Origin of the sequence: Campylobacter sp. W0066.1 (assembly GCF_024723635.1) — a bacterium.
GTDB lineage: Bacteria > Campylobacterota > Campylobacteria > Campylobacterales > Campylobacteraceae > Campylobacter_D > Campylobacter_D lari_C.
Window position 1 is genome coordinate 64817 of record NZ_JANQCW010000005.1, and the last position, 25719, is coordinate 90535.

Consider the following 25719-nt stretch of genomic DNA (forward strand, 5'->3'; position numbering starts at 1 on the left):
TTTACACCGCCAACGCTAAACAAAATAAACATACAAAAGCCAACACTGTAATTCTTAAAACCAAAGAATAATCCTTACCTATGCTAAGAGTCCTAGCAAAAGTTTTAAGGAAAAATGCAACACTATCTACCAAAGTGTCTAAAATTTCTTTATCAGCTTTTCTTAAAAATTCACAAAATAAAGCATATTTACTAACAATAAATTGATGATAAAACCTTGGTATATAGTATTCATTAAACAAAAGCTTATAAATGCTTGTTTTAGAAAGTGATGGTTTAAACCAATTTTTCCAATAAGCTATGATAGCTAAAAGCACTCCAAGCACTGCAACAGTACTTGCAAGCACCATAACTAAAGAATTTTGTCCATCAATAAAAGCTAAGTTTTGACTTACAAACTCCATAAAACTATGCTCAAAAAACCCTGCAATAATAGCAAGTAAAGCCAAAGGACTCATCGCAAGCAAGGCTATTTTACTAGCTTCATGAGGATGCTCTTCATGTCTTTTTGGAGTAAAAAATACAAGCATTAAAAGTCTAAAACTATAAAAAGCTGTCATAAAAGCTGCTATTAAAAGCACTAAGAAAATTCCATGATGATGACTTATAAAAGAAAATCCTAAAATTAAATCTTTAGAGAAAAATCCTGCAAAAGGATAAATTCCTGCCAAAGCCAAAGAGCCTATAAGCATTAAAATAGCACTAAAACGCATACTTTTATAAAGCCCACCCATTTTGCTAATATCAAGCTTATCATTCATCGCATGCATTACATTACCTGCACCTAAGAATAATAAAGATTTAAAAAATGCATGAGTTACTAGATGAAATAAAGCTATAGCATAAGCTCCAAGACCTGCTGCTACAAACATATACCCAAGTTGAGAAAGTGTTGAATAAGCAATAATTCTTTTTAAGTCTTTAGCTACCATAGCCATAGAAGCAGCAAAAAGCGCTACAAAAGCTCCAAGTATAGCGATAAAATACCCTACTTCAGGAACTTGCAAATAAAGCTCTCCTGCGCGAATTACTAAATAAACTCCCGCAGTAACCATAGTCGCAGCATGGATTAGCGCTGAAACTGGTGTAGGTCCTGCCATAGCATCAGCAAGCCAAGTATGGAAAGGAAATTGCGCTGATTTACCCATAGCACCCACAAAAAGCAAAAGCGCTATCAAAATCAAAATCATATCATTTTCATGCCCTAAAGACAAAAGGGTAAAAAACTCATCGTATTTTAAAGAATTGAACTCTATATAAATTAAGAAAATTCCTAAAAGCAAAGCCAAATCTGCAATTCTATTCATGATAAATGCTTCATTAGCAGCAAAGGTATATTTTTCATTATGATACCAAAAACCTATCAAAAGCCATGAGCAAAGTCCAACACCTTCCCAACCTATGAAAAGTCCTAAGAAATTATCACTCATAATCAAAAACATCATAGAAAAAACAAAAAGTCCTAAATAACTAAAATAGCGATTAAACCCTTCATCATGCTCCATATAAAATATACTATATAAATGCACAAAAGTAGCAACTATACTTACTACATTCATCATAATTAAAGTAATGGAGTCTATTTTAAAACCAAAACTAACATCTACTAAAGATATCCAAGTGCCAAGTTCAAAGTTAAAATGCACCCCATTGCTTAATAAAATAATTGAAGCAAATGCTGAAAAAGCTATAAATAAAGAAGCCAAATAACCTAAAATAATTTTCTTAGCACTAAAAGCAAAAATACCTAAAACAATAGCTGAAACCAAAGGAGAAAAAAGTGCAATTAAGGCTAAATTTTGCATTTTAACTCTCCTTTTTCAGCTAAAGAGCTAAGCTCTAGTGTTCCTGTTTTTCTATACCATAAAACACAAAGTGCTATCCCAACAGCTACTTCACAAGCTGCAACCCCCATTACAAATAAAGCAAAAATTTGTCCTTCTATATCTTTATGGGAAGCCCCTGCTGTAACTAAGGCCAAATTAGCAGCATTTAATAAAATTTCACTTGAAATAAAAAGCATAATTAAATTTTGGCGTTTTATAATACCTATTAGACCAATGATAAACATCAAAATAGCCACAATGTAGTATTTTTCTAACATCATTGCTCATCCTTTTTTATATTTTTTTGAGTAAGTGCTATTGCGCAAATTAAAGCTATTAAGAGCAAAATTGCCATAAATTCAAAAGCAAGCATGTATTTTGTAAATAGGGCAAAACCTATTTGCTGGGTTGAATCAAGACCATAAACTTCATTAGTTTCATTTAAACCAAAATTATAACCCATAATAATACTAATTAACAAAATAGCACTAAAAACCACAGCAAAAATAAATACTCTTTTACCTTTTAGACTTTCCTTTACTTTTATCGAAGCATCAAAAAACATCATAGCAAAACTATAAAGACCTAAAATAGCCCCACTATAAACGATAATTTGAATTGCTCCAATAAATTCAGCATTAAGTAAAAAATAAAATCCGCTTAAAAAAACCATAGCCGCAGCCAAAGAACTAATAGCATAAAGCACACTAGTACTTAAAACACTAATTAGAAAAAATCCCAATACCAAAACACTTAACAGACAAAAAGCTATCGTTTCAAACATTTTCTTCCTTTGGGGTATCTTGCTGTCTTTGCAAATCTATCTCATAATAATTTGGAGTTTTCTTTACTAAATCATCAGCATCTTTTCTTAAACTACCACTTCCCTCAAATACCACTTGATTTTTAAGCTCATCGATAGGAGTTAAAAAATCTTGCTTTTGACCAAAATAAGATCTTTGTTCTGCTGCATTTTCATACTCTTTACCATGTACAATAGCAAGTTCAGGACAAACATCAGCACAAAAGCCACAATAAATACAACGTCCTAAATTAATACTATAATTTTCAACCTTTTTACGACCATCTTCGCTTAAACTTGTTTCCATTCTTATGCAATTACTAATACAAATTTTTTCGCACAAGCCACAACCAATACAACATTCATTTTCACTTTCAATAAAACGCATCAAACGATGTACCGCACGGTAGCGATTATCTAAAGCAACTTTTTCCATAGGATATTTAATCGTTGCACTATTGTTCTTTTTAAACATTTCTCTTAATACGACAAATAAACCTACAAAAAGTTCTGTATTCAAAGAACGCTTGATTACTTGTATGAATTTTTCATAAGCATTTTGAGGATTTTTACGCTCAAAATCTACTTTAAAATAACCTTTTTTCATTGTTTTTCCTATATCACAAGTACTAAAGCACTAATTAATAAATTTAAAACCGCTAAAGGAATTAAAATCAAATAACACATTCTCATTACTTGATCAGGACGCAGTTGCGGAAAAGCCCCTCTAGCCCAAAAATACCAAAAGAACACAAAAGAAACTTTCAAAAGCATCATAATAGCCCCTGGTATAATCCAAAAATCATTAAATCCACCCAAAAATAAAAGCGATATCATAATCGCTCCAGTGATCATGGCTGTATATTCTCCGATAAAAAACATACCCCATCTAAGCCCACTATATTCAGTGCCATAACCTGAAACAAGTTCAGTTTCGTTTTCGCTTAAACAAAGTGGAGTTCTATTAGTTTCTATAAAAATGGCTATTACAAATAAAATAAAAGCTAAAGGCTGTTTAAAAATAAGCCAAGAAAGTATGCCTTCACTTTGATAATTATTAATATCTACTAAAGATAAAGAACCAACAAGCATTACAACACATACCAAAGAAAGTCCTGCAACACTCTCATAAGAGATAATAGAAACAAGTCCTCTTGCCCCACCTAACAATGACCATTTATTATTACTAGCCAAGCCTCCTAAAAAAATCGCATAAAAACCAACCCCGCCCATACCTATGACAAATAATAAGGCCACATTAATATCAGCGATAATAGGACGAATCACTCTACCAAATAAAGTAAATTCAGGAAAAATAGGTATAGCTGCAATTGCCACAAAAGCACAAATTGCTGCAATCAATGGAGCGATTAAAAACACCACTTTTTGAGCATAAGTTGGCACTATATCTTCTTTAGTAAAAAGCTTAATCATATCAGCAACTACTTGAAGCAATCCAAAAGGACCTACCATATCAGGCCCTAAACGACGATGAAATAAAGCCAAAGCCTTTCTTTCAAGATAAGTTGCCAAGCCTGCTAAAGTAGCAAAAATAGCTATAACAAGTATGCATTTGATAATTGTTTCTATAATAAAAAAAGTAATATCGCTCATATTTTAGCTCCTGCTTTTTCAAGCCAAACTTTTGCATATCGAGTATTATCAAATAAAGATTTATAATCAATCTTACTATCATAATCCCCCAAATACGCGCCATTTTCTAAAGATTCATCGCATTTTACACTTATAGCAATTTGAGTTTTTTCATTTTTTAAAATAACACTATCATCTTGGTTTAAATCAAATTTTTGCATTAAATCAGACGATAAAAATAAAGCTCCAACCTCATTAAAAGCCCTATTACTAAGCTTTGAAAACTGATGAATGCTATTTGCATGATATAAAGTCAAATTTCCTTCATTTTGCTCTTTAATTTCTTGAACGCTTAATGTTTTTTCAAACTCAAAATGGGAAAAATCAAGCTCATAACCTCTATGATTTACCCCACCATTATCATAATGATTTTCTAACTCGTCAAAATCAATTGCCTTAAAGCCTTTATTTTGTGGTAAAAATTTAGTATAGTTGATCGTAAATTCCTCATCAAAATCTAAAGCATTTGCTAAATCATTTAAAAAATAACCTTTAAATTCTAAAGCTGCATTTGTAGGAACTAATCTTTTGTCATAATTTACAAAGCTACCTTCTTGTTGATTTAAACTAGAACTTGCAAGATCAAAATGCCCATCATAAGAAAAAGTAAAATCGCCTTTTTCGTTATAACCTAGTGTTTTTCCCGCTTGAAAATCTTGACTTAAATCACAAATCAAACTCACGCCTAAAGTATTGGTGCAAGTTGGATTTAAAAAGACTTTAAAATCAGTATATTTTTGCACCAAAGCACAAAGTTTTGCTAGCTTTACACTTTGCTCATCATAGTAAAAATCACTTCCTATAATAAGTGTAAATTTTTGCTTTTTTGCGAGCAAAGTTTCTAAAATATCCTCATCTATACCAAGATTTTTCGCATAATTTGATCTTTGCACCTCTATGATTTTTTTAATTTTTTTAGGCACAAGTTTTTTAACTTCTTCTATAATAGTTGCACCATTTTCATTTTGCTTTTCTATCTTTTCAATAACTTCTTCATTAATAGTTTCTTCTATTTCTTTAGTGCCTTGATAATACGCATTTTCTAATGTATTTTTAAAATCTTGTGGAAGCTCTTTGGCAAATTTTTGCAAGATAAATAATAAAATACTTTCATTATCTTTAATATCATGATTAATCTGCAAGAAATTTTTAGAATATTTATCCACACCTTTATCTTTTATAGGGTGAAAATATAGCCCTGCACCTTTATTCATCACTAAAGCGTTATTAACTTTATATCCTAGCGTTGGCGCATCATAGCGTAAAAATGAACCTACGATGATTAAAAAATCACTTTGAGTGATATCGTCTGTATTTGCATTATACATTGCATTTGCATTTTGATAAAAACAAGCTAGGAAATCTTGGAATTTTTTAGCTTCATGGTTTATAAGATTAAGATTAAATTTTTTACTTAAATTTTGCAAGATTAAAGCTTCTTCGTTAGTAATAAAACTATTAAATAAAATATTTTTTATTTCATCATTTTTTATCATATTTACTAATTTTTGAAAGGTTTTTTCATCTTTATCTTGAACTTCATTTTGGGTATTAAAACCATATCTTGCAGCTTTATTTAGCGTAGCAAAAGCAAAGTCATTGCTCACTCTATAAATTTTTTCTTTTTGATTATTAATACTAGTTTGTTTAATATCATAATACATCAACTCACAATCACTAGAATGGGGATTACTAGCTGGAATTTTCTTTAATTCCCAAGCATTAGATGTATATTGAAAAGCCGAACCCACCAAGGCTCCTGTTGGGCATACACTTGTACATTCTCCACAAAAAGAACAATCAAGCATATTACCGCTACTTGGCGCAATTAAACTCTTTTGAAATTTAGTCCAAATCGCTAGCGCATCTTTACTCATACTTTCTTTAAAACTTGCATCAGGTGCATTTGCTCCTCTTGGAGTAGTTTTTAAAGCACTTTCACCTATTTTATCTTTACAAACTGTGATACATCTTTCGCACACTATACATAAAGCTGGATCATAATTAATCTCGCCCCATTTTTTATGCTCTTTATGGGTATCTTTAATCCAATAATTTTGCACATTTACTCTTGCCTTGTGTGTAAAGTTTTGAAGCTCACATTCGCCAGATTTATCACATACCCCACATTGTAAAGGGTGGTTGATACAATATGCTTGCATGATAGCATTGCGCTCATCCCATAAATTTGGCAAATCACTCTCTACTACCATACCTTCTTTAACTTTAGTATTACAAGAATAAACCTTTTTACCATCAGCTTCTACCATACACATACGACATGCAAGTGTTGGAGAACAACCATTTAAATAACAAATTGCAGGAATGAAAATATCATTTTTTCTTGCGACATTTAAGATATACTCACCCTCATTTGCCTCACATTCTATACCATTAATGATAACTTTCATTTTATAACCTTAACTTGAGCTTTTGAAAAAGCAAAATCAGCGCTTTCATAATCAAATAAAGCTACCGTGCCTTTTAAATCATGATTGATTTTTACTATAGTTGTAAATTCTTGAGTGTTTATTTTTAAATTAATTTTATCCTCATCTTTAACCTTGGCAATTAAAGCAAAAGAAGAAGAGCAATGCAAATTTTTATCCCCTAAAGGTGCTTGCATGATGATAGTTCCATCAAAATTATCAAGTTCTAAAAGCTCACTAAAAGAATTTTGTATTGACAAATTTTCTTCATTTTCATTAGAGCAAATTAGCAAAAGATTAAATTTATGACAAAGTTTTTCTAAAAAATACTTAATATTTTCAAAGTCTTTATGTTGGTATAAATTTTCATCAAAAATAATACATTTTGCTTCTTTTAAAAACTCTAAAATCTCTAAAGCCTCTTCTTCGCCAAAGCAAGATTCAGCACTTAAATAACCCTCATCAAGCTCGTTAAATTCAACCTCTAAACCCATCTTACAAAGCAAAGCAAGCACGAAAGGCACACTTGCAATCTCGCATTTATAAAAGCTTGCTTTTAAATTTTTATCTTCTAAACAGGAAATATTATAATTTTTACTTTTGTTAAGCTTAGCGCAAAGCGAAGGATTTTTTAAAGAAAGCAAATCCACAAAGCACAAAGCATTTAAGCCTTCTTGATATTTTGCTAATTTCATTGTCCTACCTTTTTAAAAACTATAGTCCAATCTACTTGATTAAATTTTAAAGAATTTAAAAGTTCACAATTTTGCTCTTTTATGAAAGCAAAACTTTTTTCTACATTAGAAAAATCTCCTATTTCAAACAAAACCACTAAAACTTCACCCATATAGGCTTTTTGAATGATTTGTTCTAAATCCTTAAATAAATCTTGACTTTTTCTTAAATCCACGCGTCTCATCGGTCTATCTCACCTAAAACTATATTAATACTTCCTAAAATCGCCACCGCATCAGCCAAATATGATCCAACAAGCATTTCTTCTAAAAACGCACAATGAAAAAAGCTTGGGGTTCTAGCTCTTAATCTATATGGCCTACCGCTACCATCTGAGTGGATAAAAAATCCAAGTTCGCCTTTTGGACTTTCAGTTGGCACATACGCCTCTCCTTTTGGTGGTTTTAAACCTTGGCTTACTAGGACAAAGTGTTGCATAAGCGAATAATTTTGCGTCATGATTTGCTCTTTTGAAGCGCTTACATACTCAGGATGATTGCATAAAATTTCAGGCGGAGTGTCTTGATAAAGCTTAGCACATTGAACTAAAATTTTTAAACTTTCTCTAAATTCTTGCATATAAACCTTATATCTTGCATAAGAATCACCCATTTTAGCCACAGGCACGCCAAAATCTACCTCATCATAAAGCAAATAAGGCTCTTCTTTTCTAACATCATAAGCAATCCCGCTTCCTCTTAGCATAACCCCGCTACAACCCCAACTTAGCGCTTGTTCTTTGCTTACCACTCCTACATTTTCAGTTCTTGCACGCCAAATTCTATTATCATCAAGCAAAGCTTCATAATCTTTTATATCATTTGGAAATTTATTGCAAAATGCTAAAAGTTCATCTAAAAAACCTTCAGGTAAATCAAGCATTACCCCGCCTATTCTCATAGATGAATGTGTAAGTCTTGCCCCGCAATATTTTTCTATTAGATCAAGCACATATTCACGCTCTCTAAAGCAGTATAAAAATACTGTCATCGCACCAATATCAAGAGCATGTGTAGCAAGCCATAACAAATGTGAAGCGATGCGGTTTAACTCAAGCAAAATCATCCTTATCACACTTGCTCTGCGTGGAATTTCTAAGCCACAAAGTTTTTCCACAGCAGCTACATAAGCATAATTATTTGCACTAGCTGCGATATAATCCATTCTATCAGTAGTCGGGATAAATTCTTGATAGATCATATTTTCAGCCATTTTTTCCATACCACGATGCATATAGCCTATACAAGGAGCAGCCTTGGTGATTTCTTCTCCATCAAGTTCTAAAATAAGGCGTAAATTTCCATGAGCACTTGGATGCTGGGGACCAAGATTTACTATCATAGTACCATCTTCACGCTCAAAGCTTATATTTTCATAATAAGGTTTTAATTTAGTAGAAATTTGCATTTTATCTTCTCTTATCTAAAATTTTTACTTGCGTTCTTTTGGCTTTTTTCACAAAAGGCACACCACCTTCTTCTTGATATTCTTGTAGATATTTATCTTCTCTTGGAACTTCGCCTTTACCAACCTCATGATAAATTCTGCTAAAGTTTAGCGTGTCTTTTTCATCTACAAAACCTGGATCTCTATTTTCCTCTCCTACAACCTCGCGGTATTCTTTTCCAAAAATTTTATCTATCTCATACCATTTAGCAAATTCATCACCATGCAAAGGATAACTTTTTAAAAAAGGATGTCCATACCAATCATCAGGCATTAAAAGTCTTTTTAAATTCGGATGGTTGATAATGAAAATTCCAAACATATCATATATTTCTCTCTCACACCAATTAGCACCCTTAAAAACACTCATAACACTTTGAAGTCTTTCTTTTAAACCAACGAAAGTCTTTACTCTCACTCTTAAATTTTTCTCCATATTTAAAAGCTGATAATATACTCCAAAACCTTGTTTTTGAGCGACAAAATCAATCGCACTTGCGTCAGTAAAACAACTATAACCTAAATTTTTAAGCTTGCTAAGAATAGCAACATTATCATCTTTATTTATTTCAATTACCCAAAAATCAAGCTCTATAAAAGAATTTTTTAATTCAAATTCTTGGCTTAAAATTTGATGATCACTCTCAAAAGCACTACTCTCTGTGCTTAGTTTTTTAGTTGCAGGTGCATGGTAAAATCTATCTTCATAATAATTTTTTAGCTGAGCATTTTTCTTATCGCTATATTTTCTCATCATATAAGCCTTTTTGGAGCTATTTTTCTGCTTGCTTTTTCTTTACGAATTCTTTTTTGCAAAATCATCAAAGCAAATTGAAAAGTTTCAGGGCGTGGGGCACAACCTGGCACATAAATATCAACAGGAATGATTCTATCTACCCCTTGGACGGTAGAATAGGTATTAAACATACCGCCGGTATTTGCACAAGAACCCATAGAAATAACCCATTTAGGATCAGGCATTTGATCATAAAGTCTTCTTGTAAATTCAGCATGTTTTTTGCTTAAAGTACCCGCTATAATCATTACTTCAGATTGTCTTGGACTTGCTCTAAAAATCGTTCCAAATCTATCAAAATCATATCTTGCACCACCTGCTGCCATCATTTCAATAGCACAACAGGCAAGCCCATAAGATAGCGCCCATAAAGAATTACTCCTACCCCATTGCACTAACTTATCAACCGTAGTTAAAACAACTGGCGCATTGCTCATTTTTTGATACTCTGCCATGCGAATGCTCCTTTTTTATAAGCGTATAAAAAACCTATTGCAAGCAATAAAATAAAAACAAATACTTCCACTAAGGCAAACAAAGATAAGCCGTATTTTGAAAGCTCTGCGGTTAAATCTTTAAAAATCACCGCCCAAGGAAACAAAAACACCACTTCAATATCAAGTAAAATAAAAATCAAAGCAAAAACAAAAAATTGAGAATTGATTTTGTTTGCTTGCTTAGAAGCCATAGGCCCACACTCATAAATCCCAAGTCCGAGTTTTTTTCTATTATGAGAGGCGAGTTTGGATCCTATTTTAGAAGAAATATACACCAAAGTAAAAAATATAACACTTGCAATAACAAGCATTGCAAAGATGCCAAAGTATTGATGCTCTATAGTTGCGTGCGTCATAATAAACCTTTTATTCAAGCATAATTAAAATTTATTTTACTTTAACTTAGCTATATAAAAACTTATTATCAAAAAAATAAATTTTATGATATTTCAAAATGAAACAATTTTTATCTTTATTATAAAAACACTTTTTTATGGCATATATCTTGCAATATTTTTTCTTGATGAGAAATAAATATATAAGTAATATCATGTGTTTTTTGAAAAGTGTGTAAGTAGTTTAAAATTTTATAAGCAGTCACTATATCAAGCGCTGCTGTGATTTCATCTAAAATAAGCAATTTTGGCTTTAAAAGCAAAGCTCTAATCAAACCTAATCTTTGACTTTGACCACCACTTAGCTTAGAGGGTTTTAAATTTAAAATATCTTTTTCAAGCTCAAAAACATCAAAAAGCTTAAAAAGCTCTTCAAAATCGGGCTTAAGTTTAAAATTTTCATACACATCAAGTAAAAGTCTTTTAGTGCTTTTGTAAGGATTTAAAGCTAGCTTTTGATCTTGGAAAACATATTGAATTTTTTGGCGTAATTTTCTTTGAGTATTAAAATCTAAATTTAATATATTTTCATTTTCAAACAAAATTTCTCCAGTATTTGCGCGTTCAAGCATACAAAGAATTTTAGCCAAAGTGCTTTTACCGCTACCACTTTCCCCGCAAAGCAATAAATTCTCATTTTGATTTAAAGAAAAACTCACATCTTTAAAAACAAAAATTTCTTCTTCTTTTAAATACCAGTGTTTTTTAATTTTATAAGATTTACTTAAATTTTTAACTTCTAAAAACATTTTCATTCTCAAAATAATTCAACAATTCTTTAGCAAAAACACCTTTTGGATTGCTTAAAAACTCTTTCATAGGCATTTGATAAAGCAAAGTTTTATCTTCTATGATAGCTACCTCATCGCAAAGTTCTTTAGCTAAATTTATATCATGCGTGATGAAAATGAGATTTTTAAATTGTGCTTTTAACTCTTTTAAAATAGCGATGATTTTTTCTTCATTAGTCTTATCAAGTGAGCTTGTAACCTCATCACACAATAAATACTTAGCCTCGCTTAGTAAAGCTAGAGCTATTTGAACGCGTCTTGCCATACCACCACTTAGCTGATATATAAAAGAATGCCACAAAAGGTCATGATTTTTAAGCCCTAAACACTCAAAATAATAAAATGCCCTTTCTTTAATCTCTTTTGTGCTTAAATTAGTATGAGTTTTTAAAACTATATTAAAATAACTCCCTATATCAACAAGAGGATAAAAACTCCCATAAACATCTTGAAAAAGCAAATTTACCTTAGCTCTTAAGGCATTTAGCTCATTTGCTTTTAAATTTAAAATATCTTTTTGATCTATCTGAAATTTTTGTGCATTAAGCTTATAGTGTTTATCAAAAAGCTTAATCATGCTTTTTAAAAGCAAGCTTTTTCCTGCTCCACTTTTACCCATGATAGCCAAAGCTTTACCATCTTCTAAATTAAGATTTACATCCTTTAGCAAGATTTTATCTTTAAAGTTAAGGTTAAGATTTGCAATTTCTATCATGTTTTAATCTCTTCTTGCAAATCATTACCCAAAGCAAGCAAAGGCAAAATAAGCATAAGTATAAAGGCTACTGGAAAAACTATCATCCACCAAAACCCTAAAAACACGGCCTTACTTGCTTCATTTAGCATATTTCCTAAACTTGGAGTCCAAAGCTCTACACCCAAACCAAAAAAACTCAAAGTAGCTTCACTTGTAATAGCATGAGCAATATTTAAAACAAAAAGCACAAAAAGCAAATTCCAACAAGCAGGCAAAAGCTCACTAAATAAAGCTTTCATCTTGCTAGAGCCTAAAATGATAGCATTTTGATAAAACTCAAGTTTTTGAAATTTATTAAGCTGAGTATCAAGCACCTTTGCTACAAAAGCAAAATGTCCCAAAGCGATGATAAAAATCATACTCCACAAAGATCCTGCCAAAAAGCTTTGAAAAAACATAATCACAAGCAAAGAAGGTAGTGCCAAAAGCATATCAAGCACTCTAGCAAAAAAAGCATAAGCAAAAAATCTTGTTAAAAACACATAAACACAAGCAAAAAGTACACTAAAAAATGCTGCCATTACCCCTACAAACAAAGAAACACGCAAGGCATATAAAATACGCGTAAAAACATCTCTGCCAAGTAAATCTGTGCCAAAAATATGACTTAAATTTGGGGCTATTTTAGCCTTACTTAAATCCACTAAATTAGGATCATAAGAGCTTATTAAAGGTGCAAAAAGTGCTAAAACAAAACTTAGCAAAATCATCATCACGCAAAACTTACGCATTAGCAAACCTTGGATTAATCATCTTACAAATTATTTCTACGATCAAATTTACAAACACCACCACTAAAATGCTAAAAATCACCACAGCTAGCACCACAGGATAATCTTTAAATAATATGCTTTTAATCACCAAATTTCCCACGCCCTCATAAGAAAACACACTTTCTACTATATAAGTTCCCATTAAAAAACTCACAAAAGAAGCACCAAAGTACGCAAGTATAGAACCAAAAGCATCTTTTAACACAAAGTGCAAATAAATTCTTGTTTTGCTAAGCCCTCTTGCAAAAGCACTTTCTATAAAGCTTTGATTTAAACTATCAATCAAACTTGTCCTTATAAAACGCACAAAAACAGCTAAATGCGAAAGCACCAAAGCACATACTGGTAAAAACAAATGCCACAAACGATTAAACACATCATCTTCAAAGCCAATATCTGCAATAGCCGAACTTGGAAAAAGCTTAAAAAATACAGCAAAAACCAAAATAAGCATTAGCGATAAAGAAAAAGCAGGCAATGCAAAAAAACTCATCGTTAAAAAAGTAATAAATTTATCCAAAAAACTATCTTTATAAAGAACACAAAAAAGTGCCAAAACCAAAGATAACACAAAAAGCACCAAAAAAGCTAAACTCCCTAGTATGATGGTATAGGGAAGTTTTTCTTTTAAAATTTCACTAACCTTTTCTCCACTAATTAAAGAGTAGGAAAAGTCGCCTTTCATGGCATTAAAAAGCCAATTTTCATACTGCTCTAACAAGGGCTTGTCTAAATTTAAATTATGCTCGATTTCTTCTTTTATTTTAAGGCTAGTTCCTTGAGGCACACTAGCAAAAACCACACTTCCTTTAGCATGATAAATCATCACAAAACATAAAAAACTTGCAAAAATCATCAAAAAAAACGCCCACAAGAGGCGTTTAAAAATGAGTTTTAACACTAATTTTTGCTCCACTCATAAGCATTCCAAGTAAAACCCACCCCATGATGACCCAAAATATGAGGTTTTATACCTTGGATATTTTTAGCAAAAACTAAAGGATAATCAATATAAGCTATAAATAAAAACGCAGGATCTTCATGCAATGCATCGATAAATTCTTTATAGTGTTTTTTTCTTTCATTTACATCAAGTGAATTTCTAGCCTTTGTTAAAGCCTCATCAACTTTAGCATTTTGATAATGGCCAAAATTCCATCCACTTGAGTTTAAAGCACTATCTTGAGAGCTTGCAAAAACTCTAAAGGTATGAAAATCAGGATCATAAGGACTACCCCAACCCACTAAAAAACTATCAATCTTAGTATAATCAAAACTTCCACTTGGCTTAGCTACCGCTTTTGCTTTTATGCCAAGCTTTAAAAACTCACTTTGTAAGATATTTACCAAAGCCACTCTTAGCGGATCTTCACTCATAGCATACATTTCAAAGCTAAATTCTTTGCCATTTTTTTCTAAAATACCATTTTTGTTTTTCACAAAGCCCGCTTTTGCTAAAAGCTCATTTGCTTTTTTTACATCATAAGCATAGCTTGCAAATTCTTTAGGATTTGCCCATGATTTTTCTAAAGGATGATTTGCTACTTTTCCAAAAGAATGCAAAAGTGAATTTATAATAGCTTGTTTATCGATAGCATAATTTAGCGCTAAACGCACATTTTGATCTTTTAAAAACTCATGATTAAGATTAAACATCAAAGCACGGTAATCAGCCGAAGGTTCTATAAGCATTTTAAAGTTTTTATCATTTGCAAAATTTGAAGCTAGAGCAAAATCAACCAAAGCCACATCAATAGAACCATTTTTAAGCTCAATTGCGCTAATACTTGGATCTTTAATGTGTTTTAGTATGAGTTTTGGTGTTTTTACCTTAGCTAAATGATAATTTTCATTTGCCTCTAAGATCATGTATTGACCTTGTTTCCATTGCTTTAGCTTATATGATCCTGTTCCTATAGGCATTTGATTAAATTTAGTGGTATTTAAATTTTCTTTTTCAAGCAAATGTTTTGGTAAAATCCCTACACTCAAAGCGTCTAAAAATGCAGGAAAAGGCTTTGAAAGTGTGATAGACAAATGATAATCATCGATGATTTTTACTTCTTTAACTGCATCAAAATTTACTTTTGAAGGCGAATTTAATTTCTCATCTTTTAAAGCATTTATACTAAATTCCACATCTTTAGCACTAAATTTAGCCCCATCATGCCACAAAACATCATCTCTTAAAGTAAATTCATAAGCAAGTCCATCTTTACTAACTTTCCAAGAACTAGCAAGATCAGGCGCTAATTTCATATTCTCATCAAAGCGTGTAAGCCCTGAAAACACAAGAGCAATTGCCACATCATGATCTTCACTAAAAAGCGGATTTATACGCTCTGGTTCATTCTCCACTGCGATGATGATCGTATCTTTTGGCGTGGTAGCAAAAAGATTTAAAGCACAAAAAAGCATGATAAAAAATCTCAACATAAAAAGCCTTTCTTATAAAATAAAGTGAAATTATAACGCTTTTTAATCATAAGCTTTGGTAAAAATTTCATTTTTATCATCAAATAAAAGTTGCAAATACCTCTCATACTGCTTTAGTATATCTACGATGATTTCTTGTTCGTTTAAATACTCTATATTATAACCATTACGCGAATCAGCAAAGAAAGTTTGTGGCTCAAAGATAAATTCTTTAGAATAAGTTGGCATAAATTTATCATCGATTATGCTTTGGCTTGCTTGTTTTTTTACTACTTGCACTCCATAGATAAAATCTTTTGCAAATTCTTTTTTTATAATCAAACTTATGCTTGATTTTTCTTGAACAATTTGTGTTTTTAAGCCGTAATTTTTTAAACTTTGGCTGAGTGATTCCATAGCATTTTTAACTTTAGTATTTAAGAAATTTTGTATGTCTTGTTCTTTGCTTTGTTTTAAAATTCTAGCTAGTCTTTCTTGCCAAAATTCCCCTGAAAAATACACACTACTTTGACTAAGCTTAGTTAAAGAGTAATTCACATCTACAATTAAGCCTTTAAGCAGTGAAAAACACATCAAACAAAGCAAAAAGGCAAAAGGCAAAGCCACTATCATAGTAATACTTAAAATCGCCCCCAAACCACCTGAATACAGCAAAGAAGTAGCTAAAAGTGCAAGCACAAAACCCCAAAGGATATTTTGCCATTTGTATGGCTCATGAGCCCCACCACTACTTAAAGAATTTAACACAAATATCCCACTATCTGCTGAAGTGATAAAAAACAAAGCTAAAACCAAAAGTGCAAGCAAAGAGCTAAAATAAGAAAAAGAAAAATTTTGTAAAAAATAAAAAAGCAAGCTTTCAGGTGCTGAAGTAAAAGGGCTTAAGATATCATTGAAATTTAAAGCACTATTGCCAAAAATGCTAAACCAAAGTATATTAAAACTAGTAGGCACTACAAGCACACCAAAGATAAATTCCCTTATCGTTCTACCGCGAGAAATTTTAGCGATGAAAAAGCCCACAAAAGGCGCCCAACTAAGCCACCAAGCCCAATAATAAATAGTCCAGTTATTAAACCACTCTATATGCTCTTTTTCATAAGAATAAGTCTTAAAACTCAAAGAAATTAAATTTTGCAAATAATTGCCAATATTAGAGCTAAATTGTGAAAGAATTTGGATGGTGTTGGTTGAAAAAAGCACAAAAAGCATTAAACACACTGCAAAAACCAAATTTGCCTCACTTAAAATTTTTAAGCCCTTTGTTAAGCCACTAATCGATGAAAGCGTAGCTAAAGAAATGATGATGATTATAATCACGCTTTGTTCTAAAAAGCTTTGCTCGTTTAAAATGCCTAAATTTAAAAAGCCAGCATTAAGCTGAGAAGCACTATAACCAAGTGTGGTACTAATGCCAAAAACCGTGACAATTAAAGCTAGCATATCAACTAAATTTCCCCAAAAACCATAAATTTTATCTTTAAGCAAAGGGTAAAAAGCGCTACGCAAACTAAGAGGCATTTTATATCTAAAACCAAAATACGCCATAGCCAAAGCACACACCCCATAAATAGCCCATGGGTGAATTCCCCAGTGAAAGATAGTATGTAGCATAGCTTCTTCATCGCTTGTTTGCAAGGCTTTTTTATGTATGAGAGGTTCAGCCACACCAAAATACATAAGCCCCACACCCATGCCCGTAGCAAAAAGCATAGCAAGCCAAGAAGTGAATTTAAAATGAGGTTTTTCATCATCATCACCGAGCTTGATATCGCCAAATTTTGAAAGTGCAAGTGCGAGCATAAAACACACAAAAAAACTCACGCTTAGTATATAAAACCATGAAAAATTTGCAAAAATCCCACTTTTGATATGATTGATAAAATCATTTGTAAGCTTAGGTAAGAAAATACAACTAAGACTTAAGATGATTATAATGCTAATGCTTGGGATAAAAACTGATTTTTTAAAACTTGTCTTTAGCATGGTACTCCTTTTTTTAGATGATTTTCATTATACCATAAGCTAAAAACGAGCAAAAAACCTATTTACAATAACTATTATAATGCTTTATGAGAAAATCTTTCAGAGACTTAAGTGCTATGTGATTAAAATCAAAAATTTCAGCATAAGAATTTTTTCTTGCTTTTTTAGCTTTTTCATCATTTGATGGAGAAAAACCTAATGCTTCAAAATAAGCAAATCTAGCTGATTTTTTATGGATATTTTTACTATATTGTGGATTAAGCTTTTCTATGCATTTTTTATAATTTTCAAAGCACTGACAAATTTGTGCTTCTTTGGCTATGGCAAATAAAAGGGTTTCTAGTTCTCCATTTTCAAAATTATTTGGAAAAAGAAAGATATTTTCATCTTGTAATAAATCTTTACTTTCTTTTTTAATCCTTTCTAATGTTGAGTTAAAATTTTTATCTGTATCAAAAATAAGTAAAATTTTTTCATTATTATCTTTTGCTTCTTCCATTTTAGATATAGCATCTTCATCAAGATGATTTTTTCCACATGGTATTATATTTGCATTTGGAAGTTTTAAAAAATTTAAATATTGTTCTAAAAATTCTTTATCATGCTTTCCTTCTACAAAAATATTAATTTTCATTATTTTCTCCTCTAGGATCTATCCTATCAAGAGTGAAATAAGCTTCGCCATTTTGAGAATACGAATAAGTCTTAATGCCTTTTTCTGTTAAAGCTACTTTAAATATTTTACTCTCATCATTTAAAATTTTTCTTGCTATATCTAAAAATTCAAGACTATGAGTAGTAAAAAAGAATTGAAAATCTAATTTTTTTGATAATTTTAAAATACTTTTTAAAAGTTTTTGCGTGCTAGAAAAATGCAAACCATTTTCAATCTCATCTATACAAACGCAAAAACGCGTATGCCATTGATTTGCTGCTAGCATTAAAGCAAGTATGCAAGTGTATTTTTTAAACCCTTCACCTAAAAAATTAATATCAATCAACTTTTCTATGTTTTTAAGATTAACCAAAACACTATTTGCTTGTGTTTCTATATCGATAATTCTCTCATCAAAAAGTCTTAAATACCCCAAAAGCTCATCTCTTTTTTTCTCTTTTCTTACAATATCAATAAAATACTTCAAACCCCACTGCTCTATATCACTTGGAAGGTATAAAGCTAAAAGTGGAAGTTGCTCGTCGCTTTTGGTGGAATCTTGTATATCGCCATTAAATTGAATACTAAAATGAGAGTTAAATTCTTTTTTTTCGTGTATTCTTGTGAAATTTAAACCATTGATATTTTGCTCTAGCATAGAACTTTGTTTAAATTTTTCTTGAGAAATGCTTTCACTTTCAGTTTTTGGTTGAATTTGAACTTGGATGTTTTTTTCATCATAGTTTGAGTGTATTTTAACTGGTGTTAAAAAATCAAAATTATAAAAAATACTAGAAAGATTAGCAGGTATTACCATAGTGCGACGAAAATTTTGAATTCTTATCAAAGAATTTGCTTCTTCTTGACTATAACACATAAAAATAGCTTCTAAGATACTCGTTTTACCACAACTATTTTCTCCGACAAAAATATTAAAACGCTTAAAATCTTTGATTTCTAAATCTTTCAAACCTCTAAAATTTGTAATTTTTATAGTTTTAATCATTTAAATTCCTAAGAAAAATTGATTTAATGCTAGATTTATTCTTTGATTTTAATTATATATCTTTTAAGCTAAATTTTTACAATAACACAAAATAAAAAAAGCCAAGCTTTAGCTTGGCACTATGGAATTTTTACGTGCGGTTTTTTGGAGTGAGAATATCACTAAAGCTACAAGTATAAAATACACCACAGATAAGCTAAGCAGTAAAGGGTAAGTAGCATTACTGTCTTTTTCTAAAAAGCTTCCAAACACAGGAAGCATTAAACTAGGTTTTACAAGTAATGCAAAAATGCAAACTATATAAGAAATACCAATGATGATTTTTCTTATAATTTCTTGCTTATCATCAAATAAAATAAATTTCAAAGCAAAAAATACAAAAAGACTTATAATAGCAATATGTGTATACAAAGCTACCAAATCTAAAAAATTAAAAATCACATAAAAAAAGCTACCAAAAATATATAAATTAGTAAAAATATTGAAAGAAAGTATCGGTAAAACTATAAATAACAAAATCAATATATAAGCAAAATTGTTTTTTATAAATTCATCTAGCTTGCCACTTTCTTTGTTTATATTTAAATCAAAGATATTATAAGTCGTTTTATTGTGTTCTTTAAAGATATAACTTTCGTTAGTATCTACTTGAACGATGTGATATTTTGCTTGATTTTCTATGCTAGGTTGTTTAAATTTATCAAGTACAAAAGAAAAAACACTAAAAAGCATGATGATGATAAGTAGATTATGAAACACTTTTAGCAAGTCTGTATGATGATCACAAAGTTTACGATAAAAAACAAGTTGCCATTTGTCTATCCATTCTTTAGAAAATATCTTGGACTTTTTCTCTTCTAGTTCTATCTCTTTACAATAAAGCTCGTATTTATGAAACTTTGAAGCTTCTAAAAGATTATTATCTTTTATCAAGACACTTTTAAAATTCCTGAAAAAATCTCTAAAATCATTTGCTGTCTCATCAGTTGATTTATTTATATTTTTTATGGCAGTATTTAAATTTTCAAAGTCAAAATTAGCTTTTATATTTACTAAGTTAACACTCTCTTTAAAAACCACTTGAGAAAAATTTGGAGTTTTATCAAAAGTTGCTCCGTAAAAACTAGCTCTTTTTTCAAATTTACACTCGTGAAAATCAGCATAATCTTTAAAATAAGAGTTATTAAATAAAGTATTTCCGTTAAAAGCACCTGAAAAATAAACTTTATTGTGAAAATTACAATTTTCCATAATTAAAAGTTTAAAAGTTTTTTGAAATCTAAAATAAACCTCTTTGTAGAAATTGCAATTTTTAAAACTTAAATTTTCACATTCTAAATAATTCAAAAAAGTATTTTTTATTTCACACTTAAAATCACACTGAATAAAATACAAAGGAAACTGTGAAAATAATCGTATATCTGCTTTTTTTATAACTAATCTTTCATCTAATTGTTTTTTTATAAGATTTTCTATATTTTCATCATAGGGGAAGGATTTTTGAGGCGAGATTATTATAATATCTGTTCCGACAAAAATATAATCTTCATCGATTTCAAGTTCTTTTGATAGTATTTTTTTGGATGTTATTTCATATGATATTTTTTTTGCTTTTTCTTTTAATGTGTCTTTATTGATATCTTTTTTCATTCCATATCGTTGATAGCCTTCAAATGCATTCACAACTCTATCGTAAATATCTTTTTTTAATATTTCTTTGTTTACTTGAGTGTCTAAAAATATTTCTAATGGTATTTCTTTTTCAATTTGTTGTAATAAAAAATCTTGCATATTTTTTTCTAAAACTATTTTACACATCACTTACCTTCAATGATTTTTATTTCTTCTTCGTTTAGGTTGTAAAGTTTATAAACGATAGAGTTTATTTTATCTTCTTGGGTTTTGGTGTTTGATTTTTTGTCTTGCTCTTTTAAATTTAAAATCTCATCGACTAAGCTTATAAGCTCGTTTGCTAGTTTTTCATTTTTAGAATTTATCTTTGGCAATGGTAAATTTTCTAAGGCATGTTTATTGTATTGATAACCTTTTATTCCTAGTTTACAACCTTGAGAAAAATTTTTATAATAATATGTAATTAAATTTGATGATAATAGTCCTAATAAATATTTCAAATTTTCACAGACTATAAAAAAAGCTGTTTTTTCTAAGAAAATTCCTTTATTATCATAGACAAAATATGCCCCTTGAGTTGTTTCAGGATACACTATCTTTTCTTTTTCAAATTCCTCTAAATAAGCACAATTTCTAAGGTTATAAGGTGTTTTTCCTTTGTCAGTTCTTTTTTCTAAAGTTTTATAATACGGCTTTAAATGCTGTTTTAAACTAGGATACTCATCTATATTTATCGCTTCTACCTTTTCTCCGCTTTTGCTTTTATAGCCATTGTGAGTGTTGATCACCCAAAGTCCCGCCCACTCATAACTATATCTTTTTATATCTCTACCGCGTAGCATTTTGCGTATGAGTTTGGCGGTGCGTTCTTTTTCGGTTTCATCTTTGCATTTAGCTAGAATTTCATCTCTTTTTTCAGTAGTGATGATAAAGGCTTCATTATAGCCCGTTTTTATGCCATAGTTTATATTAAGCCCATGCCAGTCTTTAAGTGGAGTGCCGTGCTTTTCTATCTTTGCTTTTAGTGCATTTATGCTTTCATCGTTAAAAGTAAAGCTTTCTTTGCTTAAAGAATTTTGTGCGATTTTGTTAAAATTTAAAATGCTTTCTATGTTAAAGTCGTTTTCTTTTAAAAGCTCGGTGTTTGGGGCTAGGTATTTGAAGCTATTATCTTTAGTTTTTGCTTTTTCAAAGCTTAGTATGGAAGTATCTACCGTAGCACTATCAAAGACTTTTATACCATTTAGATCGATGTATTCTAAAAGTGTGGTATTTTTGAGTAAAAACTCTCTTAAAGCTTCTCCATAACCTGCTCTTGTGTATTTGTTTGAAGTGATGAAAGACAAAACACCATTTTGCTTTAGCACATTAAACCCAAGTTCATAAAAGTAAGTATAAATGTCGCTTGTGCCTTTATACACTTTATAGTTTTTGGCTAAATTTGGCTTTAACTCTTTGATGTCTTCTTGTCTGATGTAAGGTGGATTACCGATGATGAGATCAAACCCTTGAAAATTCCCGCCCTCATCAAGCACTTCGCTAAATTCAAAACGCCATTCAAAAGGATTTGCACTTTCTAAGTCAAATATACTCTCATAAAGCTTTTTAAGCTTTTTAAATTCTTTCTTAGCAGCACTTTCATCAAAGTCAAATTCAAACATATTTTTAGAGAAAAATGCTCTAAAATTTTCATCTTTTTCATCTTGTGCTAAAAAATCGCCGTATTTTTTAGAGTATTCATTAGCGCCGTTGGTAAGTTGCTTGATCTCTTTGGCAAATTTGTCTTTTAAGCAGAAATTTTTAAAAGACTCTTTGAGGTTTTTGATCTCTTTTGCGATGAGAGTTTTGTCGGTGTAAAAGCCTTCTTTGTAGTCTTTGACTATACGTTTGTATTTATCCATGCGTTCTTTGATGTTTGGGTAGTGAGAAAGGCTTTTGTGAATTTCAAAATAACTTATAAGCGAATTTCCGCATTTTATGTTGATATCGATGTTTGGTAGGGTTTTAAGATCATGATAGTTTGTATCATCAAAGCTTTCATAAAAGCTGTGTTTTAAAAGCTCTATCCAAAGCCTTAGTTTAGTGATCTCACATGAGTTTGGGTTGATATCTACTCCAAAAAGGTTGTTTTCTATGATGTCTTTTTTACGCTCGAAAAGTTCTTTTTGGCAAAGATGGGTTTTGTCTTTGTCAAAATCAGGGCGTTTATACTCTAAAAACTGGCCTTTGTGATTTTGCACTAAAATTTCATCATTTTGCACGCTTAGGTAAAAGTCCTCTTCAAACAAACCAAGCTCATAATGCACCATAAGCATGGCATTTAAAGCTGAAACTAAAAAATGCCCACTTCCCACTGCAGGATCGCAAATGCGTATGGAATTTAGCAAGGCTAGTTTTTGCTCTTGAGGGATTTTTTCTTGACGCAACTGGGTTCTTAGATCGTTTAGCTTGGTGGCATTTAGCTTAAAAGTATGGTTAAACTTATCTAGCACGACTTTTTCTATACTTGCTTTACACATATATGAAGTGATAAAGCTTGGGGTATAAAAACTACCTTCTTTGTAGCCATTTAGCTTTTCAAAGACATTTCCCAAAACGCTTGAGTTGATGAGTTCTTTTTGCTTGATGAGTTCTTCGCTTTGCTCATCTGCTCCAAAGTCAAAGCTGTCTAAAAACTCAAACAAATACTCTAGCAAACCTACTTTGCCTTTTTTGCTTTTGCCTTTGTCATCTTTTAACTGCGTGTGCGGGTGATACTCTAGCAAAGCGTCATTTTCTAAAGTAGCGATTTCTAGTGTGGTTTTTTCGATGGCTTGTTTTTCAAAAAGCGATGAATTTAAATAAGGCAAATAGCTAAATTTACTCTGCACTCTTGTGTGCTTTTCTTTGGCTAAGATATCAAAGAAAAGATGTGAAAGGGTAGTAAAATTTGGAATTTTTTCATAGTTTAGAAATTTAAGGGTTTTATCATCGTTAAATCTAACCAAATTTGACTCAATAAGCTTTAAAAATAAAATGCGGTTTAACCAAAGTATGATGAATTTTAACACCTCTTCAAAATCATGCTTTGGAAGCTTGCTCGCTATAAGATGATAAAGTGTGCCTTGGGTTTGTTTGCTTTGCTCACTTTGTGTAATGATGAATTTAGAAAGCTGTTTGCTCTCGCTTAAACCTAAGATGTATAAAAGCTCTTTGTAAAATGCGTTGCTTAGTGAGTTTGCGTCATTTGGGCTAAATTCATTTAGCAAAAAATCTTTGTGGAAGGTTTTGAAAATGCTTGCTAGGTTTTTGAAATTTGACTTTTGCTTGTCTTTTAAAAAGGCTAAATCGATGAAAAAGCCTTTTAAGCTTTCTTTAGAATTTTCTATGAGTCTGCTTGCTTCTTTGTAAAATTCATCGGTATTGCCTTTAAAAAGTGAATTTGGGCTTTGAAATTCTTCAAAAAGCTTTTTAAAGCTTGTGTTTTTATAAAAAAGCTCTTCAAACTCAATAGCTTTGAAAATGTAGAATTTATAAAAGTCTGTGATGATGATAAATTTCAAACTAAAGCTATGTTCTCTATTTCTAAAATAATACAAAATAGCCTCATGCAAGGCTTTGGAATTTGGCTTTGCGTGGGTGATGAATTCTTTTGAGTTGGGCTTTTTAGCTTCGATGAGAACTTCTAAGTCTTTGCTAAGCTCATCTTTAGCGATGGCTAAATCAATCTCGCTTTTGCCTTTTTGTTTGGTTTTGATGTGGGTTTTGAAATTTAACATGGTTAAAAATGGACTAAGTGCATTAGCTACAAGATGGTCTTCATTTTCACTTTGTGAGCTTTCAAGCCTTTCTAGATACTGCGTTAAAGCTTTGCAAAAAGTGTCAAATTCATTTTGCGTAATTTGCTTTTTGCGGTAGTAGGGGTTGAAAAAATCTTTTTCATTTAGCAAAGTAAAGTGCATTTTTAACCTTTATAAAGAATATTTTGTATTTTACTAAAATTTACTTTAAAGGATTGAAAAGAAGTTAATTTAATCATTGTCATCCATACTATTTTCTCATCTCATTATATACTATATCTAGATATAACAATTAACAAAAACTAAAAAATCCACCAACCAAAAAACAATTAATCTTTATCAAGCATATTTATTCTAGCCCAACAATAAAATTCACCTTACAATATACAAATAAAACAAGTCTAATTAATTCTATAATTTTATAAAACCACAACACTATTTAATTCAAATACCAATCTTTCCAATCCAAACAAACAACAATCTAAGTAATAACTAACAATAAAATATCACCCAACCCATCAAATAAACCATTAAAACAATTCAATAACTAAACAACTAAAAAACTAATTTTTCAGATTAATAAAAAACCAAAAACATAAGCAGTAAAAACTAAAAAACCAAATTTATCAAACTCGCTATAAACATTTTAAACTTAAAACGACTAAATCCCCAAATAATATAAATCTAAAAGCTAAATCACTAAAAACACAAACAACTAAAAACAAAAATAAAAACCATGGTAAAAAATAAAACAATAAAGAATAAAAATAAATTAAAAAATAAAAAGGAATACAATTAAATAAAAACCATAAAAAATAAAATAATAAACCTAAAAACCGTAGAATAGATTAAAAAAATCATAAAAAAATTTAAAAATAAAAACAAACTACTACTAAAAAAATTAGTAGCCACTCAAACTAAAACATCTAAAAAATAAAACAATCCAACTAAATAACTAAATTTTATAAAATAATAAAAAATAACAATAAACATCCTACCTAATCAACACAAACTAATTAGAAATTTTCACAAGCTAACCAAGCTAATCCACCACAAGCAGTAAAAACTAAACCACTAAATAATTCATGATCGCACCATAAAAGAAATAAAAGAAATAAAAGAAATAAAAGAAATAAAAGAAATAAAAGAAATAAAAGAAATAAAAGAAATAAAAGAAATAAAAGAAATAAAAGAAATAAAAGAAATAAAAGAAATAAAAGAAATAAAAGAAATAAAAGAAATAAAAGAAATAAATTATAAAACAATAAAAACTATTTCTAAAGAAAAACAAATAATAAACTAGTTAAGGATTCAACTAAGTAATAA

The 25719-nt window shown here is 30.4% G+C and carries 22 protein-coding genes; all 22 read right to left on the bottom strand.

The features are described from left to right. Position 1: 1 nt before the first annotated feature. A complete protein-coding gene (nuoL, locus tag CAMP18497_RS03175) occupies positions 2-1804 on the bottom strand; it encodes an NADH-quinone oxidoreductase subunit L (protein WP_337212445.1) in 1803 nt (600 codons plus the stop codon). Beyond that, the gene (gene nuoK, locus CAMP18497_RS03180) at positions 1792-2103 is read right to left on the bottom strand and encodes an NADH-quinone oxidoreductase subunit NuoK (protein ID WP_039667768.1); all 312 of its coding nucleotides are present in this window, start codon (positions 2101-2103) and stop codon (positions 1792-1794) included. Before nuoK ends, nuoL begins: the two co-directional genes overlap by 13 nt. Further along, positions 2103-2609: an NADH-quinone oxidoreductase subunit J gene (locus tag CAMP18497_RS03185; protein ID WP_263693914.1), complete on the bottom strand. Its 507-nt coding sequence runs from the start codon at positions 2607-2609 to the stop codon at positions 2103-2105. Before CAMP18497_RS03185 ends, nuoK begins: the two co-directional genes overlap by 1 nt. Beyond that, positions 2602-3234 (bottom strand): NADH-quinone oxidoreductase subunit NuoI, encoded by a 633-nt coding sequence (gene nuoI / locus CAMP18497_RS03190; protein WP_039629100.1) that lies wholly within the window; start codon positions 3232-3234, stop codon positions 2602-2604. The genes CAMP18497_RS03185 and nuoI overlap by 8 nt, the downstream gene beginning before the upstream one ends. A gap of 8 nt (positions 3235-3242) precedes the next feature. Then, positions 3243-4241 (bottom strand): NADH-quinone oxidoreductase subunit NuoH, encoded by a 999-nt coding sequence (nuoH, locus tag CAMP18497_RS03195; RefSeq protein ID WP_337212446.1) that lies wholly within the window; start codon positions 4239-4241, stop codon positions 3243-3245. Next, positions 4238-6691 carry an NADH-quinone oxidoreductase subunit G gene (locus CAMP18497_RS03200; protein ID WP_337212447.1) on the bottom strand — a complete coding sequence of 818 codons (2454 nt, stop codon included), beginning with the start codon at positions 6689-6691 and terminating at the stop codon, positions 4238-4240. Before CAMP18497_RS03200 ends, nuoH begins: the two co-directional genes overlap by 4 nt. Then, positions 6688-7404 carry a hypothetical protein gene (locus CAMP18497_RS03205; RefSeq protein ID WP_337212448.1) on the bottom strand — a complete coding sequence of 239 codons (717 nt, stop codon included), beginning with the start codon at positions 7402-7404 and terminating at the stop codon, positions 6688-6690. The genes CAMP18497_RS03200 and CAMP18497_RS03205 overlap by 4 nt, the downstream gene beginning before the upstream one ends. After that, a complete protein-coding gene (locus CAMP18497_RS03210; protein ID WP_039619346.1) occupies positions 7401-7628 on the bottom strand; it encodes an NADH-ubiquinone oxidoreductase subunit E family protein in 228 nt (75 codons plus the stop codon). The genes CAMP18497_RS03205 and CAMP18497_RS03210 overlap by 4 nt, the downstream gene beginning before the upstream one ends. Beyond that, the gene (gene nuoD / locus CAMP18497_RS03215) at positions 7625-8851 is read right to left on the bottom strand and encodes an NADH dehydrogenase (quinone) subunit D (RefSeq protein WP_337212449.1); all 1227 of its coding nucleotides are present in this window, start codon (positions 8849-8851) and stop codon (positions 7625-7627) included. Before nuoD ends, CAMP18497_RS03210 begins: the two co-directional genes overlap by 4 nt. A 1-nt stretch (position 8852) precedes the next feature. Next, positions 8853-9644 carry an NADH-quinone oxidoreductase subunit C gene (locus CAMP18497_RS03220; protein WP_337212450.1) on the bottom strand — a complete coding sequence of 264 codons (792 nt, stop codon included), beginning with the start codon at positions 9642-9644 and terminating at the stop codon, positions 8853-8855. Beyond that, complete coding sequence (locus tag CAMP18497_RS03225) at positions 9644-10141, bottom strand: NuoB/complex I 20 kDa subunit family protein (RefSeq protein ID WP_039619352.1); 498 nt, start codon at positions 10139-10141, stop codon at positions 9644-9646. Before CAMP18497_RS03225 ends, CAMP18497_RS03220 begins: the two co-directional genes overlap by 1 nt. Further along, entirely contained in the window at positions 10120-10539 is a 420-nt protein-coding gene (locus tag CAMP18497_RS03230) for an NAD(P)H-quinone oxidoreductase subunit 3 (RefSeq protein ID WP_039629108.1), read from the bottom strand. The genes CAMP18497_RS03225 and CAMP18497_RS03230 overlap by 22 nt, the downstream gene beginning before the upstream one ends. A gap of 119 nt (positions 10540-10658) precedes the next feature. Beyond that, positions 10659-11327 carry an ATP-binding cassette domain-containing protein gene (locus tag CAMP18497_RS03235; RefSeq protein WP_337212451.1) on the bottom strand — a complete coding sequence of 223 codons (669 nt, stop codon included), beginning with the start codon at positions 11325-11327 and terminating at the stop codon, positions 10659-10661. Next, positions 11311-12084, bottom strand: a complete 774-nt coding sequence (locus CAMP18497_RS03240) for an ATP-binding cassette domain-containing protein (RefSeq protein ID WP_337212452.1) — start codon at positions 12082-12084, stop codon at positions 11311-11313. Before CAMP18497_RS03240 ends, CAMP18497_RS03235 begins: the two co-directional genes overlap by 17 nt. Then, entirely contained in the window at positions 12081-12857 is a 777-nt protein-coding gene (locus CAMP18497_RS03245; protein WP_337212453.1) for an ABC transporter permease, read from the bottom strand. The genes CAMP18497_RS03240 and CAMP18497_RS03245 overlap by 4 nt, the downstream gene beginning before the upstream one ends. Then, positions 12850-13788 carry an ABC transporter permease gene (locus CAMP18497_RS03250; RefSeq protein WP_337212461.1) on the bottom strand — a complete coding sequence of 313 codons (939 nt, stop codon included), beginning with the start codon at positions 13786-13788 and terminating at the stop codon, positions 12850-12852. The genes CAMP18497_RS03245 and CAMP18497_RS03250 overlap by 8 nt, the downstream gene beginning before the upstream one ends. Before the next feature lie 11 nt (positions 13789-13799). Beyond that, positions 13800-15335 carry an ABC transporter substrate-binding protein gene (locus CAMP18497_RS03255; protein WP_337212454.1) on the bottom strand — a complete coding sequence of 512 codons (1536 nt, stop codon included), beginning with the start codon at positions 15333-15335 and terminating at the stop codon, positions 13800-13802. A 42-nt stretch (positions 15336-15377) separates the two neighbouring features. Further along, complete coding sequence (locus CAMP18497_RS03260; RefSeq protein WP_337212455.1) at positions 15378-17321, bottom strand: BCCT family transporter; 1944 nt, start codon at positions 17319-17321, stop codon at positions 15378-15380. Between the two features lie 58 nt (positions 17322-17379). After that, entirely contained in the window at positions 17380-17955 is a 576-nt protein-coding gene (locus CAMP18497_RS03265; protein ID WP_263674924.1) for a DUF3226 domain-containing protein, read from the bottom strand. After that, positions 17945-18982, bottom strand: coding sequence for an AAA family ATPase (locus tag CAMP18497_RS03270; RefSeq protein WP_337212456.1), 1038 nt, complete (start codon positions 18980-18982; stop codon positions 17945-17947). Before CAMP18497_RS03270 ends, CAMP18497_RS03265 begins: the two co-directional genes overlap by 11 nt. 108 nt (positions 18983-19090) lie before the next feature. Continuing rightward, positions 19091-20800, bottom strand: a complete 1710-nt coding sequence (locus CAMP18497_RS03275) for a pentapeptide repeat-containing protein (RefSeq protein WP_337212457.1) — start codon at positions 20798-20800, stop codon at positions 19091-19093. Next, entirely contained in the window at positions 20800-24555 is a 3756-nt protein-coding gene (locus tag CAMP18497_RS03280; protein WP_337212458.1) for a class I SAM-dependent DNA methyltransferase, read from the bottom strand. The genes CAMP18497_RS03275 and CAMP18497_RS03280 overlap by 1 nt, the downstream gene beginning before the upstream one ends. Between the last annotated feature and the right edge of the window lie 1164 nt (positions 24556-25719).